This is a genomic window from Iodobacter arcticus (genome assembly GCF_042664895.1).
Lineage (GTDB): Bacteria > Pseudomonadota > Gammaproteobacteria > Burkholderiales > Chitinibacteraceae > Iodobacter > Iodobacter arcticus.
The window spans coordinates 47866-67003 of the sequence record NZ_JBHTBQ010000001.1; the positions used below are offsets into that span (position 1 = coordinate 47866).

The window sequence follows — 19138 nt, forward strand, 5'->3', positions numbered from 1 at the left end:
TATGGGAATAGACCTGATTAGCAAGTTATCTTGCTAATCAGGCCAAACGTAATCAAGTGGCAAAACTCAGCTTCAGATCAATTCTTCTGCTTCACCACCACCTGCCATCTCCAAACCACTAAGCCAACCGCGATGGCTGCGTGAATTGTGCTGATTAAAATGCTGGCAATCACGGACATATGGCCGATGGGCATTAGGATGGATGCCAAGCTTTCCAGCCCGCTGCTGTGGGCTAAGAAGGGCAGCAGGCCGTTGATGATGGCCAGATATAGCAGGCTACTGGCGAGTACCCGTTTGCTATTGCTATTCAATGCGATAAATAAGCAGATGGCGCTGTCCCGCAGCAAGATCAGGGCGATGGCGAGTGGGGTGCTGCTGAGCATGGGAAATTCGTCTACACCCGAGCCTGTAGCCATTAGCGCAAAAATAAAAGACAGCAGTAAGGTTGTTGGCCAGAGCGGCAGATTAATCAGCGCACCATGCTCGTTTTTGTTTTGGATGCGGGTAATCACACGTTGCCAAACCGTGAAGCCATTCGGCTCTGCAAATAGCATGGCATAAGTCATTACGCTGCAAATAATTAGCCCGAGTATGGCTAACTGATCATGTTTGAAACCTGCAAAAAAAGCCGTGAGCAGGCAGGCAAACAGTGGCCATGCCCAAGGCAGGGTGCGTACTTGCAGGGCGTTTTGCATGAGTCTCCATGCAGCAAAAACACTACAAATTGCAAAGAAACTGCCTGCCAGTAGCTGAAATTGCAGCGGCATAAAGGGGGTATTCCACCAGGTAATTGGTGTATCGCCCATCTCAAACAAGCCTGGCATCATAAAGAATGCGGGGATGGCCAGCAGCAGATTAAAGCTGCCTCTGCGGTTTTGTGCCAGATCGGATTGGCCCAGTTGCAGATTGATCACCAGCGCCGTGCCGTGCAACAAAAGGCCGATGGCAATCATCGCGAGCGTCTTGCTAATAGCACTAATTGGGTTGGTGGGTAGCTCAGCTACAAGCAGCATCAGCAGGCAGAGCGCTCCGCCGTACCAATTAAACAGCGTAGCGCCAAATAGCTTGCCCCAGGTCATTTCCCACGGGCTAAGCGCACTCATTCTTTGCTGATCCCACGTGTGATCGCGCTGCTCGTCACCCATGGCGGCGGCAGCATTTTTTGTGCCCCATAGCCAGACAATCCCCATAAAGAGCGCTACTGCAGTGCTGCCCAGTTTGCTTAATTCGGTGTTCATTCCCACGGCTAAACAAATCAGCGCAAGGATGGCAGGCATGCCGATTAAGCGTGGTGTAGAAAAGCTTAACCAGAGATTTCGTTTAAATTCAGGATTCATTTTGTCTCCTTGATGGTGCGCAGATAAGCTTGTTGCAAGTTTTGCTCGCCAAAGCTGCTGATGGCAAGGCCTGCTTGGATCAGTTCTGCCAGTAATTGAGCCTGCTCATCGCTTGTGCCGCTGAAATCAAATTCGGCGTGATTGTCCTGATTTTTACTGAGCGCAACGATGGAATGGGCCGCCAGTATTTCAGCAAGGCGCGGATTGGGGCTGGCTAGACTGAGCTGCAAGGCTCTGCTGCTGTGTGAGCCATTTGATAGCGCGCGGTGCTCAAGGATTTTTCCGTCTTTTAGCACCAGCATATGGCTGGAGTAGGCTTCCAGCTCGGCCAAGATATGCGACGACACGAGCAGCGTCATGCCGCTAGCTTGCAGTTGCCTGAATAATATCGCCAGCTCATTACGCGCTTCCGGGTCTAGGCCCGATGCGGGCTCGTCCAGCAGCAATACCTGCGGAGCATGGATAATTGCCTGCCCGATGGCTACGCGTTGGCGCAAGCCTCGTGACAAGCTGCTGGCTTTTTGCCCCAAGCGATCTTGCAAAGACAAGCGCTGCGCCGTGTTATTGATTGCGGCCGCAATCGCGTCTTTCGCTAAGCCTTGGGACGCCGCCGCGTATTCCAAACACTGCGCCACGGTTAAATCCTGGTAGAGGCCAAAGAAATCCGATAAATAGCCCATTTGCTTGTGCACCGCGCGAGGCTCTTCCTGAACATCTAAGCCCGCCACAGCAATCGATCCGGACAGCGGCGTTTCAAGGCCTGCAATGCAGCGCATCAAGGTGGTTTTACCCGCGCCATTGGCTCCCACCAGCGCCGTAACGCTGCCACGCTCTACATTCAGATTCAATTGATTTAACGCCCGGTGGCCGGGGTAATCAAAGGTAAGGCCAGAAATTTGGATCATGGAAGTCTCGGGTTGATCTGACTAGATTTGACAGCATCATACTGGATACAGACAGGGAATTAGACAGGGAATTATTGTTAGGATGTTTGCAATATCACAGGGTGGGTGAAACCCCATACGCGCTAAGCAAAATCAAAAAGACCTTTTTAGTGCCTTCGGCACGTTGATTTTGGAGCGGTTAGCCACCGCGGGGGCCTTCCTTTCTTGAACGGCCAAGAAACGAAGCCAAAGAAGGCCGCCCCACGAAACACGAAGGCTCCTCATCTGCGGACAATCGAGCGGCGGCTGTGGAACTCGCTTCGCTCAGACAGTCCTCGCCGAAACCCCGCCCGCTTGTTCCTCGCTTCGGCGTGTTTCAAGGGGACTCAAAAAGCCCTGTGCAGAGAGTGTGGTCACTATGTTTTTTCTCTGTTTGCTAATGAAAACCTATTTGTTTAGTGCATATGGGGTGAAACCCGCCAAATTAAGGTATAAATCCGTGAAAAATAGCGGGTTGCACCTGTCCTACAAATCATCAATATTGATTGGAATAAAAAATGGCAGAAAATTTACTGATTCAAGGTAGTAGCAAAGAAGAGCTATATCAAAATCTGATTCCGCAAGCTTTGGCTTTAATTGAAGGCGAGAGCGATTTGATTGCCGCGATGGCCAATGTCTGCGCTGCCATGCATCACACCTTTGGCTGGCTGTGGACGGGTTTTTATATTGTGAAGCAGGATGAGCTGGTGCTGGGGCCATTCCAAGGGCCGATTGCTTGCACCCGCATTCAAAAAGGCCGTGGCGTTTGCGGTAGCGCTTGGGCTCAGGCACAAACGCTGGTGGTGCCGGATGTAGACGCTTTTGCCGGGCATATCGCTTGCTCGTCCTTGGCCCGCTCGGAAATCGTTTTGCCGCTGATCAATAGTGATGGCGTGGTGCTGGCGGTACTGGATGTTGATTCCGCCGAGCTGGCGATGTTTGATGAAGTCGATGCCAAGTATTTGGTTCAGGTTTGTGAGGCTTTGGTGCGTCTGTTTTAAGCGGGTGGCCTGCCCCCGATCAGCGGCAGGCCTGCCCATGTTAAACTTCGCCCGCTTTCACTCTCAAGGTTTTTCATGCTGCATCTCTTAAATACTCCGCAACGCGAGGCCGTCGTTTATCTAGGCGGGCCTTGCCTCGTCCTGGCGGGTGCTGGCTCGGGCAAGACGCGGGTGATTACGCAGAAGATTGCGTATTTAATTGAGAAGGCGGGCATGAATGCCAAGAATATCGCTGCGATTACCTTTACTAATAAGGCCGCGCGCGAGATGCAGGAGCGGGTGGGGGCGCTGCTGCCAAAAGAAATGCTCAAGGGGCTAACGGTTTCTACTTTTCACTCCTTGGGGCTAAAAATGTTGCGCGAGGAAGCGCGGCATCTGGGCTATAAGCCGCAGTTTTCTATTTTAGATTCGGCAGACGCCGCCAAGATTATTAGCGAGCAACTGGTCACCACCGATAAGCAGCTGATTCGCAGCAGCATGAGCCAGATTTCTATGCTCAAAAACGACCGTATTTCGCCAGACAAGGCCTTGGCGATGGCGCAATCAGAGGGCGAGTTGCAACTGGCTAAGCTGTACCGCTCTTACCAAGACACCTTGTTTGCCTATCAGGCCTTGGATTTTGACGATCTGATTCGCCTGCCGGTCGATTTATTTGAAGCGCATCCCGAAGTGCTGGAAAAATGGCAAAACCGTCTGCGTTATTTGCTGGTCGATGAATACCAAGACACCAATACCACCCAGTATCAATTGGTTAAGTTGCTGGCTGGTGTGACGGGTTTGTTTACTGCCGTGGGGGATGATGACCAGTCTATCTATGCTTGGCGTGGTGCGAATGTGGATAATTTGCGCCTCTTGCAAGAGGATTTTCCCAAGCTGCAAGTGATTAAGCTCGAGCAAAATTATCGCTCGATGGCGCGTATTTTGCGCTGCGCCAATGCGGTGATTGGCAATAATCCTAAATTATTCGAGAAAAAGCTTTGGTCTGATCTAGGCGTTGGCGATCCGATTATGGTGATCGAAAGCAAAACCGAAGAAGAAGAAGCGGCCATGGTGTTGGATCATCTGGAGTCGAGCCGTTTTTTAAGCAATGGCAAGTATTCTAACTATGCCATTTTGTATCGCGGCAATCATCAGGCGCGGATTATCGAAAAGCAGATGTGGGGACGCCGCATTCCCTACGTGATTTCGGGTGGGCAATCGTTTTACGACAAGGCCGAGATTAAAGACGTGCTGGCTTATTTACGGCTGATCGCCAATGAGGATGACGATCCGGCGTTTATTCGCTCTGTCACTACGCCTAAGCGTGGCGTGGGCAATGTGACGCTGGAAAAACTCGGAAGTTATGCCGCCACACGCAATGTATCTTTTTTTGCTGCCGTGTATGAAGAAGGCTTTATTCATCAGGTGCAAGCCGCTCAATACGAGCCTTTGCGCCTCTTTTGTGATTTTATTAATCGCATGCAAGACCGTGCAGCCAAAGAGCCAGCTGGGCCTTTATTAAATGAGCTGCTGCTGGCGATTGATTTTGAAACATGGCTGTATGAAAACGACGAGCCACGTCCCGCCGAGGCTAAGTGGAAAAACGTACAAGATTTAGTGGCTTGGATTACCAAAAAAGGCGAGGAAGACGATAAAAGCCTGATTGATATCGTGCAAACCATTGCGCTGATCACCATGCTGGAAGGGCGTGATGAAGAAGACGTCGATGCGGTGAAGTTATCGACGCTGCACGCTTCTAAGGGGCTGGAATATCCGCATGTGTTTTTGATCGGCTGCGAAGAAAACATCCTGCCGCATCAGAATTCGATTGAAAGCAATATGGTGGAAGAAGAGCGGCGGCTGATGTATGTGGGGATTACCCGCGCCCAGCGTACTCTAACCATCAGCTATTGCGGCAAGCGCCGCCGTGCGGGTGAATGGCAAATTACCGAGCCGAGCCGCTTTTTAAAAGAATTGCCGCCCGAAGATGTGATCATCAGTGGTCGATTGGCAGGGGACAAGCCCAAACCCGCCATGAGTAAGGAAGAGCGAAAAGCCAAAAACGCTGAACTGATGGCAAGGATTGGTAAGTAAAGCGGCTTGAGTTTTTATATATATATCAAAGTGATGTTATGTAGAGGTTTGGGGAACTAGCAGCCTGTCGGACTTAAGCGATCGTAGCGAGGGAAAGACCGGTTTGAGACAGATTTCACGGATTTTTGAGGCGAATAGCTGGCTATTTAACGAGAAAATGCGTGAAATCTGGCCAAATCCGGCTTTTCCGCAGTAGATCAGTCTTAAGTCCGACAGGCTGCTAGCCTCCTAGGCATCATTAGGTTTTTGTCTTAGGACGAATTTGTATTTTATAGGGTGCACAACGACGAAGTCGTTACGCACCGAACACGGTGCGCAAGAAAAACGACTTGCACACCCTATAAAAACCGACTCTGTGTGTATTAGCCCTTCATTCCTTCTTTTTCCCTTATTAATTGCAATCATCCTGTTTTAGGCTTTTGCGGAACTTGGTGTGGCGTCTGCACTCGAATTAGCATCGTGCTCCGCTATTTCAAGGCTTTACATCGCTTGACTACATACTTACTGATTTACATCTAAGAACTTTTTTTTGGACGGCGTATTCTGTGTGACACAGGCGCTAGGTATTTTTCGCTTGGCGGGCTAGCCCGCTATTTCTTGTGTTTTTATACCGGTTGCTGGCGAGTTTTACTCGCTCTACATTCCTCGATGCCTGCGGGTTCAGTCCTTGCACATGCGGATGGGATAATCGCAATAGGCTAAGACGAAAATGTATGCTTGCACAAAGTAAGCATTTTGTAGGTATGATCGCGAGCAAAATAAAGAAATCAGAAAGAACTATCGAAGATATATTTTTGATTTGAAGATTCCCCCTTATTCAGGAGTAAGACCTAATGATCAGAGGCACAAAGATTGTTGCAACCCTCGGCCCCGCTTCCAACGACCCTAAGGTTTTGGAACAGCTGATCGTCGCTGGGGTAAATATGGTCAGGCTGAACTTCTCCCACGGCACCGCACAAGACCATACTGACAGAGCCAATCTGGTTCGATCTATTGCTGATCGCCTTGGGCAATCTGTTGCGGTTCTGGCTGATTTGCAAGGCCCGAAGATTCGTGTGGGTAAGTTTGAGCACGGCAAAATTGAGTTAGAAAAAGGCGCAGCGTTTATTCTGGATGCCGCTTGTGAGCTGGGTAATCAGGACTATGTTGGTTTGGATTACAAAGAATTGCCAAATGATGTGGTGCCGGGCGATATTTTATTGCTGGATGACGGAAAAATTAAGCTGGAAGTCATTTCGGTAACGGGCGTTAAAGTGTTAACCAAAGTTTTGGTGGGCGGCACCCTTTCTAATAATAAGGGTATCAATCGTCAAGGCGGCGGCTTAACTGCGCCTGCGCTGACCGAAAAAGACATGGCCGACATTAAAACAGCGGCTGCATTGCATGCTGATTATGTGGCGGTGTCTTTTCCTAAAAGCGGCGAAGATATGCTGTTGGCGCGCACTTTACTGTTGGCAGAAGGCAGCCATGCGGGCTTGATCGCTAAGATTGAACGTACTGAAGCCATTACTAATCTGGTCGACATCCTCGAAGCGTCCGACGGCATTATGGTGGCGCGTGGTGATTTGGCCGTTGAAGTGGGCGATGCCGCTGTTCCTGCTTTGCAAAAGCGCATGATCAAAATGGCACGTCAGATGCGTAAATTGTCGATTACAGCTACGCAAATGATGGAATCGATGATCACTAGCCCAGTGCCAACGCGTGCTGAAGTTTCTGATGTGGCCAATGCGGTACTCGATGGCACTGATGCGGTGATGTTGTCGGCAGAATCGGCGGCGGGTAAGTACCCTGTAGAATCAGTTGAAGCGATGCTGCGTGTTTGTCAGGAAGTAGAAAAACACGCCGATATGCAAAGTGATAATGATTTTATTAGCGATGCTGTTGTTGAGCGTATCGATCAGGCGATTTCGATGGCGGCGGTTTATGCGGCCAGCCATTTGCCTATGAAGGCGATTGTGGCGCTGACAGATTCAGGCACTTCGGTGCTTTGGCTGTCTCGTTATATCAGCGCGGTGCCTATTATGGCGGTGACTCAGAATATAGCCACTTACCGCAAGCTGGCCTTGTACCGCCATGTTCAGCCGACTCTGATGCCAGAATCGGTAGGTAACGAGCGCGACGCGCAAATTGCACACGTGAAAATGGCGTTGGTGCGCGATGAGCGTGTTGTACCGGGCGATTGTGTTGCCATGACTTGGGGCTCGCAAGCGGGCTTAGGCGCGAATACGCTGCAAATTATTAAAATTGACACATCAATCGCTTAATAATTCTATTAAAACGTTGATGATGCAGATGTAAGTCAAACGGCGTGATGCTCCGGTAGCTAAGCAAGCAGGAGCAAACGCCGTTTTTTATGTGGGGATATCCCCTTGGGTGAGTTAGTTTTGCCGGTGGTATAGTGGCACAACCTTTTAAACAGGAAGTGATACCCATGCGTAAAGGGGTATATGCAGGCAGTTTTGATCCCGTGACCAATGGTCATCTGTGGATGATTGAGCATGGTGTAGGCATGTTCGATGAAATGATCGTTGCGATTGGTGATAATCCAGATAAGTCTTACACTTTTAGTCTGGCCGAGCGTTTGGCTATGCTAAGAGAAACCACCGCACATCTTCCTTCCTTGCGTGTGGAATCCTTTGAAAATTCATTTTTAGTGAATTACGCCCGCGAGCAAGGCGCTAATTTTATTTTGCGTGGTATTCGCGAAGCGGCCGATTATGAGTTCGAGCGCAAAATGCGCTATGTAAACGCTGATCTGGCTCCGCATATCGACACTGTCTTTTTAATGCCACCGCGAGAAATTGCCGAAGTCAGCTCGACAATGGTGAAAGGCTTAGTTGGCCCCGCTGGCTGGCAAGGCGTAGTGCGGCAATATGTGCCCGAGCCGGTATTTAATCGCTTTCTTGCGCTGAGGGCTGGCCGTACCTCAACCTTGAGCCTGGATATCTCTGAAACAAAGGGTGCTTAGCTTAGGGCGTACTTGAAGCTCCGCTTGCGAGAGCGCTGTGCGCCATATTCCCTCGCCTGTTACACTTCTGTTTTTATGTACTCAAGATTTTATAAAAATGGCTGATATCGCTAGCTTTCGTAACCGCTTTGCCAAAAACGTTAAGCATTGGGGCAAATGGGCCCGTCGGCAGGGCATTACTTGCTACCGCGTATACGATAGAGATGTACCCGAATTCCCTGTGATCGTTGATTTTTACGAAGGCCGCGTGCACTTGCAAGAAGTGGCAACCGGCTGGATGGAAAGCGATGAAGATCACGCCGATTGGCTAGAAGCGATTCGCAATGCTTGTGCCGAAGTGCTAGAGATTGACGAATCTGCCGTGGTGCTGAAATTACGCCAGCGGCAAAAAGGCTTGCAGCAGTATGAAAAGCTGGAAGGCGAGTTGTCTGAAGACTTTGTGGTACAAGAAGGTGGGAATAAATTCTGGGTGAATTTAGGTGCCTATTTAGATACCGGTTTGTTTCTGGATCACCGCAATACCCGCCAGCGTGTGATGGAAGAAGCCAAAGGCAAGCGCTTCTTAAATCTATTTAGCTATACCGGCTCGTTCAGCGTTTACGCTGCAGCCGGTGGCGCCACACATACCACCACCGTGGATATGTCGAATACTTATCTGGAATGGGCTGAGCGTAATTTCGCTTTAAATGGCATGGATCCATCGCGCCATCAGCGCGTGCGTGCTGATGTGTTTGAGTTTTTATCTGAAGCTTTAAGCGAAAGTACCCGTTACGATCTGATCGTGATGGACCCGCCATCGTTTTCTAATTCCAAAAAAATGAACGGTATTCTGGATATCCAGCGTGATCATTCCTGGCTACTAGAAAGCGTGCTGGCCCTACTGAAACCGGGCGGTGTGCTGTATTTCTCTAATAATCTACGCACCTTTACGCTGGATGACTGGCTTAAGCCAATGTGCACCGATATCTCTGGGCAATCCGTACCAGAAGACTTCCGCAACCGCAAAATTCATCAGTGTTTTAGGTTTGTAAAAGCCTGATTAAGTTTAAAAGTTCTGTGGGCACGGAGCACACAGAGGACGGGAAGAAAATCTGCGAGGAAAGCTGTAGGCCGCTGATTTTTTCTCAATCTGCTCTGTGTTCTCCCTGTTCTCTGTGTTTACAGACTTGAGCATTTTATCTTCTGTACGTCCCCGCTTGTTTGGATTATCTCGTTAATGAACAATCCCTATTTTTCCTATCCTCTCGTTCTGGTTGATTTAGAAACCACCGGAGCGAACCCGAATTCGGATCGTATTACCGAAGTGGGCATTGTGCAGATCGACGAGCAGGGTAGCCGTAGCTGGTCGCAACTGGTGAATCCTGGCAAAGAGATTCCTGAGTTTATTCAGGAGTTGACCGGCATCAGTAATGAAATGGTGGCCGATGCGCCACCCTTTGCCGAGGTGGCGGAGCAAGTGCTCGAGCTATTACAGGGGCGGGTGTTTGTTGCGCATAACGCGCGTTTTGATTACGGGTTTTTAAAGCAAGAATTTAAACGCCTCGATATGCGTTTGCAGGCGCAGGTGCTGTGCACCGTTAAGCTGTCTCGCAAACTTTACCCCGCTGAGCATAAGCACAGCTTGGATGCTTTGATTGCACGTTACGGGTTGACCTTTGTTGGCGGTCGTCACCGTGCTTTAACCGATGCCGAGCTTTTGCAGCAGTTTTTGGATGTGGCGCTGAAAGATCATGGCTTTGAGGTGCTGCATCAATCGATTGCCGAATTATTGCGCCAGCCTGCCTTGCCTCCCGCGCTTGATCCTGCCCAGATTGATGAGTTGCCTGAGTCTTCCGGCGTTTATATTTTTTATGGCTCGGACGATGTGGCGCTTTATATAGGCAAAAATCACAATATCAGAAAGCGCGTACTGGCTCATTTTAGTGATGCCAATCCTAAGGAAGTGCAGCTGGCTAAGCGCACCCAAAGGCTGGCCTGGCATGAAACAGCGGGTGAATTAGGTGCGGTGCTACTGGAAACCAGCCTTGTTTCCCAATTAGAGCCAAGCTACAACCCGCCTCAGCGACGGATTAAAGAGCTAGGTGGGTGGCGCTTGGTTTCGAAAGACGACGTACTACAGCCCTATTGGACTCCGTGGGCCGAGGTAGGTAGCGAGCCGGTATTTGGCCCATTCCGCTCGCGCCGCGAAGCCGCCAATGTATTAAATAAAATGATTGATGGTCATGGCTTATGCAGGCAGATTTTGGGGCTGGAGCCCAAGCCCAAGTCGCTTGCGCCTTGCTCGGCATTCTTAGAAACCCGTTGCCGAGGCGCCTGTGTGGGCCGCGATATCACCCACAATGCCCGCTTTTCTGCCGCAATAGAGCGCTATCGCTTTCCGCTATGGCCGTATAAGGGCGCAGTTGCACTGGCAGAAGGCCCAGAATGGGCGCCAGTGTTACAGGTGTTCGACCAATGGTGCTATCTGGGTGCGATTAACCACCTCGACGAGCTACCCGCCCTAATGGCCAAGCCCCGTAAATTTGAACTCGATGTGTTTAAGCTGATTCAGAAAGAATTCAAAAAGCAGGGGCATAAATTGCAGAAGCTGGGGTGTGATGGCGGGGCAGAAAGTCAAAAAGATCTGTAGACACAGAGAACGGGGAGATTAAAAGCAGAACACAGAGAAAAACTAAAGATTTAACTTTGATTTTCTCTGTGTTCTTTGTGTTCTCATTTGTCTCTGTGTCTACAGAGCTTAGGTTTTTTTAAGCCGCGTAAATCACAAACACGGTTGGGCGTTTGTGTAGGTCGGGCTTAGTGCCGCTTTTCCAGTCTGCCACGGTCTTGCTCAACATCAACTCATTAGACGTCGTTAAATCGCAAGCCACAGTGAGCTGGGTGCTGCCTTTTAAGCCGAGCAAAAGCGCATCAAATAAAGCGCCGTTGCGGTAAGGCGTTTCAATCATCAGCTCGGCTTGTTTATTGCGGTATGAGTCGTTTTCTAGCTGGCGAATTGCTTCGAGGCGAGCAGGGTCTTGCGAGGGAATATAGCCGTTAAAGCGAAACTTCTGGCCATTCGCGCCTGCTCCCATCAAGGCGAGCAAGATCGACGATGGGCCGACTAGTGGCGCGACTTTAATGCCTTTACGATGCGCTAAACGAATCAAGTTTGCACCTGGGTCGGCCACACCGGGGCAGCCCGCTTCGCTCATTAGGCCCACATCGTGGCCATCCAGCAGCGGTTTTAACAGGGCGCTGAGTGCGTCTTCCTTGGTGTGCTCGTTCAGCTCTTCCATCCACAGGCTGCGCAGCTCGTGTGGTGTGCCAAATTCTTTTAAGAAGGCCCGTGCAGTTTTAGGTGCCTCAACAATAAAGTGCGTTAAACGTTGTGCCGTGGCGAGTACGTCCGCCGGAATCACGCTGGCTAGTGTGTCTGTACCCAGTGGGACAGGAATCAAATACAGGGTGCCGCTCATAGCAGTGGAAATCCTTCATTTTTTAACATGGTAATTAATTCAATCAGCGGCAGGCCAATAATAGCAGCAGGATCTTTGCCCTCGATGGCGGCAATCATCACAATGCCAAGGCCTTCGGTTTTAGCGCTGCCTGCGCAGTTGTAGGGTTTTTCGCGCTGCAAGTAGGATTCGATCTCGGCATCGGAGTAATCACGCATCGTGACACGGGTAATATCTACATAATGCTGCTCATGGCCTGTCGCCGTGTTGTAAAGGCAAAGTGCGGTATGAAATGCCAGTGTATGGCCGCGCATTTTACTTAACTGATGAACGGCACGCTCATGGTTGCCGGGTTTTCCTAGCTGCTCGCCATTTAAAAGGGCGACTTGATCAGAACCAATAATCAGGCTGTCTGGGTATTGATCAGCCAGTACGCGGGCTTTAGCAATCGCGAGACGCAAGCTGGTGTCGCCAGCGGTTTCGCCGGCTAGGGCGCTTTCATCTAAATCTGGCGCAGCAGTCTCAAAAGAGATACCGAGCCGCTCCAGCAATTCTTTGCGATAGGGCGAGGTAGAAGCGAGGATTAAACGAGGTAAGTGCATGGATTTGTTAGACTCTTACGTAAATGACTTTGACAGGGCTAGTTAAGAGATTGTATCATGCGCGGTTTCTTGTATTCGTTCTGGTTCCTTATGACTGTTATTCACAGCGGTCAATTCGCGCTTGAAGGCGAAAAGATTGAAGGTACGATCCCGCTGTCTGAGTTAGGCCGCTTACATGATTTGCTTGCTAGTACTGAGGGCAGCATGGTCTGGAAGTTGTCTAGCGGCATTGATAAGTTAGAGCGGCCGTGGTTATTTGTTGATGTGGAAGGCGAAGTTCAACTCGTTTGCCAACGTTGCTTAAAGCCCATGCCCTTTTTTGTTAATGTGGGTAGCACTCTCGTACAGTTTCCAGACGAGGCCCATCTTAATGATGCGGAAAACGCTGACGAAGATCTCGAAGGTATCGTTATCGATCCCGAGCTTGACGTTATTGCGTTGATAGAAGATGAAATTCTGCTTGCCTTGCCCTTCGCGTCCCGACACGAAGACTGTGGTGCAGATCGCATTATTTTAAAAGATTCAAAACCGAATCCGTTTGCTGTCCTGGCTCAGTTGAAAACCAGGGAAGCGGAATAAACTGTCAATTAAACTGGTTTTCAAGGAGCTACAATCATGGCTGTTCAACAGAATAAAAAGTCCCCGTCCAAGCGTGGCATGCGTCGTGCACACGACTTCCTGACCGCTCCGGCGCTGGCAGTTGAAGCTACAACTGGTGAAGCACATTTGCGTCACCATATCTCCCCAAATGGTTTTTACCGCGGTCGTCGCGTTATTAAAGCCAAGGGCGAGTAATCCCTTTTACAACCTCAGGGTTGTAATATGCGGCGCAAGCGGGCAACCCTTGCGCCGTTCGCCGTTCTGGATTCCCCAGTCTGTGCCTCATTGGAGTCGTGATTGAAGCGTTTTTCCTTACTAGTTTTTAGCTACGAAAAATGACTCTCCTGCTCCTTATAGGACTTTTAGCTCCCGATGGATATCACCGTTGCCGTTGATGCAATGGGTGGCGATCATGGCACGCACGTTACTGTGCCTGCCGTGCTTCGCTTCCTAAAAGAATTTCCCAATGTAAACGTCGTGCTGGTTGGTTTGCCTGACGTTCTTGAAGTTGAATTAAAAGCTTGCCATGCCACGGTAGGCCCTCGCTTGCGTGTTCATGCCGCTAGTGAAGTGGTCACCATGGATGAATCGCCCCAGTCCGCGATGAAGAATAAAAAAGATTCTTCGATGCGCGTGGCGATTAATTTGGTGAAATCAGGCGAAGCCAATGCTTGCGTTTCAGCCGGCAATACCGGCGCGCTGATGGCTACCGCCCGTTTTGTGCTTAAAACCATTCCGGGTATTGATCGACCTGCGATTGCCAAGATGATGCCATCTAGCCGCAACGAGACTTGCGTACTGGATTTGGGCGCTAATGCGGTATGTACTCCGCATAATCTTTTGCAGTTTGCCATTATGGGCTCGTCGCTTGTGGCAGCAACCCGCCATATTGAAAACCCAACTGTTGGCTTGCTCAATATTGGTTCTGAAGATCAAAAAGGCAATGAAGTCGTCAAAGAAGCTTCCGAGTTACTAAAAGCTTCTCGCCTTAATTTTTATGGCAATGTTGAAGGTAATGATATCTATCGTGGCTCGGTTGATGTGGTGACCTGCGATGGCTTTACTGGCAATGTGGCGCTGAAAGCTTCTGAAGGCTTGGCGAAGATGTTGGCCGAATTTTTAAAACAAGAATTTACCCGCAGCTGGTGGACGCGCATTATTGCGCTCTTGGCGTGGCCGGTGTTGGCGCGTTTTAAAGCCAGAGTTGATCCGCGGCGCTACAACGGTGCATCCTTGCTGGGTTTAAAAGGCATCGTGGTGAAGAGCCATGGTGGTGCAGACAAAGTGGCTTTTTATTGGGCACTGAGGCAGGCGATGGATGAGGCACGCTCGGGCGTGATTCAGCGCATCACTGAACAAGTTCAAGATCAGCTTGCAGAATTGGCAGCTCAAGAGGAGTAATTGCAAAACGTAGCGAGAGGCCTGAGGACAAGGCAAAAAATGGTGAAAAACCGCAGTTTACAAGTAGTAAATGAGGATTTTTAGCCATTTTTTAACGCAGTAATCAGGCCTCGCAGTAGGTTTGCAATACTCCAAGAGACTGTCATCGAATAAGGGGTTATGTATGTACGCTCGCATTGTTGGCACAGGTTCTTATTTACCATCTCGTGTAGTTTCTAATCAGGAAATTGCCGAGCGCGTTGAAACAAGCGATGAGTGGATTTTTTCGCGCACTGGTATTCGTGAGCGCCATATTGCCGCCGAAGGTGAGATGACGTCTGATATGGCGCTGAAAGCCATTGAGGCTGCGATTGCTGCTGCTGGTGTTAGCAAAGAAGAAATTGATTTATTAATTGTAGCAACAACGACTGGCGATCAAATTTTTCCTTCGACAGCCTGCATCTTGCAAGATAAATTAGGCGTGCATGGCTTTCCGGCATTTGATGTGCAGGCGGTGTGTGCAGGCTTTATTTATGCACTGAGCACAGCAGAAAAATTTGTAAAAACCGGTGCTGCCCAGTGTGCGGTGGTGGTGGGCGCAGAAACGCTGTCGCATATTGTGAATTGGGATGATCGCGGTACATGTATCTTGTTTGGTGATGGTGCGGGCGCAGTTGTGTTGAAGCCATCCACAGAAACCGGTATTTTAGCCACGCATTTACGTGCTGATGGCCGTTATCGTCATATTTTAAAAGCAGACGCTAAAGTTAAATATGGTGCTTTAACGGGCAGCCCTTGGCTGTATATGGAAGGCAATGCGGTCTTTAAATTTGCAGTCCGCGCCTTGGCCGATATTGCAGTAGAGACGCTTGAAGCCGCAGGGATTGAGCAAGCTGAAATTGATTGGCTGGTGCCGCATCAAGCTAATATCCGTATTATTGAATCTACCGCAAAGCATCTTGGTTTAAGTATGGATAAAGTAGTGGTGACGGTGGCCGAGCATGGCAATACTTCTGCCGCATCGATTCCCTTAGCATTAGATACCGCGGTGCGGGATGGCCGGATTAAAGCAGGCCATAAAGTGTTAATGGAAGGGATTGGCGGTGGTTTTGCTTGGGGTTCGGTGTTAGTCCAGTTTTAATTCTTAACGGCGCTGCAAGAGCGCCGTTTGACTATCCGGCATTAAAATAACTGTTTGAATTTGGCTAAAGTGATGCACTTTAGCGGCGTGTAGGAGAATAACAATGGCATTAGCATTTGTGTTTCCGGGCCAAGGCTCACAATCGATCGGTATGATGAATGGCTGGGCAGATTTGGCCGTAGTGAAAGCAACGTTTGACGAAGCTTCAGCGATCTTAGGGCAAGATTTATGGCAAATGGTTGCCGATGGCCCTAGCGAGCTATTAAACGCCACTGTGAATACTCAGCCTCTGATGCTGACTGCCGGTGTGGCTGTATGGCGTGCCTGGCAGGCTCAGGGCGGCGTACAGCCGGACGTATTGGCTGGGCATAGCTTGGGTGAATATAGCGCGCTAGTGGCGGCTGAGGCTTTGTCTTTCGGTGATGCACTGCAATTGGTTCGTTTACGTGCGATCGCGATGCAAGAAGCTGTGCCAGTGGGCACGGGTGCAATGGCGGCAATTTTAGGCTTGGCAGATGCCGAAATCATTGCTGCTTGTGAGGAAGCGGCTCAGGGTGATGTGGTCGCCGCAGTTAATTTTAACTCGCCGGGGCAGGTGGTGATTGCGGGTAGCAAGACGGCTGTAGAGCGCGCTTGCGAGGCTTGCAAGGCGCGTGGTGCTAAGCGGGCGATGTTATTACCAGTGTCTGTGCCGTCACATTGCGCTTTAATGCGCCCTGCTAGTGATAAGTTGAAACAAAAGCTGGATACAATCGTTATCAATACGCCTGTGATTCCGGTCTTGCATAATGCCGATGTGGTCGCATATAGCGATGCAGCACAAATTAAAGACGCGCTGGTTCGTCAGCTTTACGAGCCAGTACGTTGGGTGGAAACTATTGCCAAAATGGCAAACGATGGCATTACCGTGATCGCTGAGTGCGGGCCGGGTAAAGTATTAGCAGGCTTAAACAAGCGAATCGCAACAGAAGCACAGCAAGTGGCCTTGGTCGACGTTGCGGCACTGCAAACATTACAAGCGATGCTGTAAGTATTTGTAGGGCGGGTGCAACCCGCCGAGGTGTCTTGGTAAAATGGCGGGTTGCTCCCGCCCTATGATTTGTTGCTTTAGCGATTGATGGAGATTTTGCATGAGTTTTGAAGGTAAAGTGGCACTGGTAACCGGTGCATCACGAGGAATCGGCCAAGCGATCGCGCTTGAGCTGGCTCGTGCGGGTGCGCTGGTGATTGGCACGGCCACCACTGATGCGGGTGCAGAGGCAATTACAGCTTATTTAAAAGAAGTGGGCAATGCAGGTTGCGGCTTACGTTTGCAAGTAACTGAAGAGAACGCTTGCGAAGAGATTGTTGACTCTATTACCCAACAATTTGGCCCTGTGACCATTCTCGTCAATAATGCGGGGATTACCCGTGATAACCTCCTGATGCGCATGAAGGACGAAGAATGGGATGTCGTGATGGCCACCAATCTGCGTCCGGTGTATAAGCTATCAAAAGCCGTGATGCGTGGCATGATGAAGGCGCGCTGGGGGCGAATTATTAATATTGCTTCGGTAGTGGGTGCTACAGGTAGTCCTGGGCAAACTAACTACTCTGCGGCTAAGGCCGCCCTGTTTGGCTTTACTAAATCGCTGGCGCGCGAGATCGGTTCCCGTGGTGTGACAGTGAATGCAGTCGCCCCTGGTTTTATCGATACCGATATGACAAAGTCGCTTGCAGATGAACAAAAGGCTAAACTGGTCGAACAAATTGCCTTAGGATGCTTAGGTAATCCGCAAGATATTGCAGATGCGGTGAGTTTTTTGGCGTCAGATAAAGCTGCTTACATTACAGGCAATACCCTGCATGTAAATGGCGGAATGTATATGAATTAGCGTGGTATCCATGCTGTACGCAGAAGTTTTTTTGCAGCTCAGCGTGGTTTTTTGGTTGTGCATTTCACCGAAGTTACTCGACAAACGTATGCGGTGACTGTTTTTTTGGTAGAATGCCGACGTTTTTTTTAGTAATTAAGACAAGGCTTGGGACATAAATTCATGGAAAACATCGAACAGCGTGTTAAGAAGATCGTTGCCGAGCAACTTGGCGTGCCGGAAACAGACGTTAAGATTGACTCATCGTTTGTAAACGACCTCGGTGCCGATTCTCTCGATACCGTTGAACTCGTCATGGCACTGGAAGAAGAATTCGAGTGCGAAATTCCTGACGAAGAAGCCGAAAAAATTACTACCGTTCAGCAAGCTATTGACTTCGTCAATGCCCATCTGGAAAAGTAATTAGTTTTTCTCGAGGCCCCCGCGATGGGCGCGTAAGCGTTTATTGTGGGGGTCTTGTTCCATCTGGTTTCGGCAAACCTGCTTGAACCATCTTACGGAGACTGCCCCGTGTCTAAACGCAGAGTAGTTGTCACTGGCTTGGGACATGTCTCGCCGGTAGGCAATGATGTCGCTACTGGCTGGGCAAATTTGCTCGCTGGTCAGTCTGGCATCGCTCAAATTTCCCGTTTCGATGCTAGTGACTTAGCTTGCACTATTGCTGGCGAAGTTAAAGGTTTCGATATTACCGAGTACATCTCGGCCAAAGATGCACGCCGTATGGATGTGTTTATCCATTATGGTATCGCCGCTGCCTTGCAAGCCATTAAAGATGCAGGCCTCGATGATGTTGCCGATTTGGATAAAACCCGCGTTGGCGTGAATATTGGTTCTGGTATCGGTGGCCTTTGGTCTATCGAGCAGACCAGCGCTGCCTTGCTTGAAGGCGGCCCGCGCAAAATTGGCCCGTTTTTTATTCCAGGTTGTTTAATTAATCTGGTTGCGGGCCATGTAACTATTTTGAAAGGCTATCAAGGCCCAAGTTACGGCATCGTATCTGCATGCACCACAGGTGCACATAGCATTGGCGATGCGGCTCGTATCATCCAGTACGGCGATGCCGATGTGATGGTTGCTGGCGGTGCTGAAGGCGCGATTTCCCGCCTTGGCATGGGTGGCTTTGCGGCCATGAAAGCGCTATCAACTCGCAATGACGATCCTGCTACGGCATCCCGTCCTTGGGATACCGGCCGTGATGGCTTTGTAATGGGTGAGGGCGCGGGTGTGTTGGTACTGGAAGAGTACGAACACGCTAAAAAGCGCGGCGCAACCATCTACGCGGAGTTGATTGGGTTTGGTATGAGCTCAGACGCTTACCATATTACTTCGCCAACGGCAGAAGGCCCAGCGCGCGGCGTGACCAATGCCTTGAAAGATGCGGGCGTTAATTCGGATGAAGTGGATTACGTTAACGCACACGGCACGTCTACTCCACTGGGTGACTCTAATGAAACCAATGCGCTTAAAATTGCCTTTGGTGATCATGCTAAGAAGCTGGCGGTGAACTCGACTAAATCCATGACTGGCCATTTATTGGGCGGCGCGGGTGGGGTGGAAGCGATTTACTCTATTCTTGCTCTGCACAATCAAGTTTCCCCTCCAACAATTAATATCTTCGAGCAAGATATTGCTGGTGGTTGTGATCTGGATTATGTGGCGAATACCGCAAGAGACATGAAGATTGGCGTTGCGATCTCTAACTCTTTCGGTTTTGGCGGCACGAATGGCACGCTGGTATTCCGTAAAATTTAATTAAGAATATCAAGCATAAAAAAAGGCTACTTCGGTAGCCTTTTTCATTG

The 19138-nt window shown here is 49.8% G+C and carries 18 protein-coding genes; 14 read left to right on the forward strand and 4 right to left on the reverse strand.

What is annotated here, in order from left to right; translation table 11 throughout:
- Positions 1-77 precede the first annotated feature (77 nt).
- The gene (locus ACFQNF_RS00250; RefSeq protein ID WP_380185217.1) at positions 78-1337 is read right to left on the reverse strand and encodes a hypothetical protein; all 1260 of its coding nucleotides are present in this window, start codon (positions 1335-1337) and stop codon (positions 78-80) included.
- Positions 1334-2242, reverse strand: a complete 909-nt coding sequence (locus ACFQNF_RS00255) for an ABC transporter ATP-binding protein (RefSeq protein ID WP_380185219.1) — start codon at positions 2240-2242, stop codon at positions 1334-1336. The genes ACFQNF_RS00250 and ACFQNF_RS00255 overlap by 4 nt, the downstream gene beginning before the upstream one ends.
- Positions 2243-2778: 536 nt before the next feature.
- Between ACFQNF_RS00255 and ACFQNF_RS00260 the strand changes: the two genes are divergently transcribed.
- The 6 genes from ACFQNF_RS00260 (at position 2779) to ACFQNF_RS00285 (ending at position 10931) form a co-directional block, all read left to right on the forward strand.
- Positions 2779-3261, forward strand: coding sequence for a GAF domain-containing protein (locus tag ACFQNF_RS00260; RefSeq protein WP_380185220.1), 483 nt, complete (start codon positions 2779-2781; stop codon positions 3259-3261).
- A 75-nt stretch (positions 3262-3336) separates the two neighbouring features.
- Positions 3337-5334, forward strand: coding sequence for a UvrD-helicase domain-containing protein (locus ACFQNF_RS00265; RefSeq protein ID WP_380185222.1), 1998 nt, complete (start codon positions 3337-3339; stop codon positions 5332-5334).
- A gap of 833 nt (positions 5335-6167) precedes the next feature.
- On the forward strand, positions 6168-7598 hold the full coding sequence (gene pyk / locus ACFQNF_RS00270) for a pyruvate kinase (protein WP_380185223.1): 1431 nt from the start codon (positions 6168-6170) through the stop codon (positions 7596-7598).
- Positions 7599-7765: 167 nt separating this feature from the next.
- The gene (coaD, locus tag ACFQNF_RS00275) at positions 7766-8302 is read left to right on the forward strand and encodes a pantetheine-phosphate adenylyltransferase (RefSeq protein WP_046351404.1); all 537 of its coding nucleotides are present in this window, start codon (positions 7766-7768) and stop codon (positions 8300-8302) included.
- A gap of 97 nt (positions 8303-8399) precedes the next feature.
- Positions 8400-9341 carry a class I SAM-dependent methyltransferase gene (locus ACFQNF_RS00280; RefSeq protein WP_380185225.1) on the forward strand — a complete coding sequence of 314 codons (942 nt, stop codon included), beginning with the start codon at positions 8400-8402 and terminating at the stop codon, positions 9339-9341.
- Positions 9342-9518: 177 nt separating this feature from the next.
- The gene (locus ACFQNF_RS00285) at positions 9519-10931 is read left to right on the forward strand and encodes an exonuclease domain-containing protein (protein WP_380185227.1); all 1413 of its coding nucleotides are present in this window, start codon (positions 9519-9521) and stop codon (positions 10929-10931) included.
- Positions 10932-11049: 118 nt separating this feature from the next.
- Here ACFQNF_RS00285 and ACFQNF_RS00290 read toward each other — a convergent pair whose 3' ends face one another.
- Positions 11050-11760, reverse strand: a complete 711-nt coding sequence (locus ACFQNF_RS00290; protein ID WP_380185229.1) for an SAM-dependent methyltransferase — start codon at positions 11758-11760, stop codon at positions 11050-11052.
- Positions 11757-12341: a Maf family protein gene (locus ACFQNF_RS00295; RefSeq protein ID WP_380185231.1), complete on the reverse strand. Its 585-nt coding sequence runs from the start codon at positions 12339-12341 to the stop codon at positions 11757-11759. Before ACFQNF_RS00295 ends, ACFQNF_RS00290 begins: the two co-directional genes overlap by 4 nt.
- 57 nt (positions 12342-12398) lie before the next feature.
- On the opposite strand from ACFQNF_RS00295, the gene ACFQNF_RS00300 reads away from it, so the two are divergent.
- From ACFQNF_RS00300 to fabF, 8 genes are all read left to right on the forward strand, one after another.
- On the forward strand, positions 12399-12920 hold the full coding sequence (locus tag ACFQNF_RS00300) for a YceD family protein (RefSeq protein WP_380185233.1): 522 nt from the start codon (positions 12399-12401) through the stop codon (positions 12918-12920).
- Between the two features lie 36 nt (positions 12921-12956).
- Complete coding sequence (gene rpmF, locus ACFQNF_RS00305) at positions 12957-13136, forward strand: 50S ribosomal protein L32 (protein ID WP_046351409.1); 180 nt, start codon at positions 12957-12959, stop codon at positions 13134-13136.
- 177 nt (positions 13137-13313) lie between these two features.
- On the forward strand, positions 13314-14342 hold the full coding sequence (gene plsX / locus ACFQNF_RS00310; protein WP_380185234.1) for a phosphate acyltransferase PlsX: 1029 nt from the start codon (positions 13314-13316) through the stop codon (positions 14340-14342).
- A 163-nt stretch (positions 14343-14505) separates the two neighbouring features.
- The gene (locus ACFQNF_RS00315; protein ID WP_380185236.1) at positions 14506-15462 is read left to right on the forward strand and encodes a beta-ketoacyl-ACP synthase III; all 957 of its coding nucleotides are present in this window, start codon (positions 14506-14508) and stop codon (positions 15460-15462) included.
- 103 nt (positions 15463-15565) lie between these two features.
- Positions 15566-16492 (forward strand): ACP S-malonyltransferase, encoded by a 927-nt coding sequence (gene fabD / locus ACFQNF_RS00320; RefSeq protein ID WP_380185238.1) that lies wholly within the window; start codon positions 15566-15568, stop codon positions 16490-16492.
- A gap of 100 nt (positions 16493-16592) precedes the next feature.
- Positions 16593-17336 (forward strand): 3-oxoacyl-ACP reductase FabG, encoded by a 744-nt coding sequence (gene fabG, locus ACFQNF_RS00325; protein WP_380185240.1) that lies wholly within the window; start codon positions 16593-16595, stop codon positions 17334-17336.
- Positions 17337-17498: 162 nt separating this feature from the next.
- A complete protein-coding gene (gene acpP / locus ACFQNF_RS00330; RefSeq protein ID WP_380185241.1) occupies positions 17499-17738 on the forward strand; it encodes an acyl carrier protein in 240 nt (79 codons plus the stop codon).
- 108 nt (positions 17739-17846) lie between these two features.
- Positions 17847-19088 (forward strand): beta-ketoacyl-ACP synthase II, encoded by a 1242-nt coding sequence (gene fabF, locus ACFQNF_RS00335; RefSeq protein ID WP_380185243.1) that lies wholly within the window; start codon positions 17847-17849, stop codon positions 19086-19088.
- Positions 19089-19138: the final 50 nt, after the last annotated feature.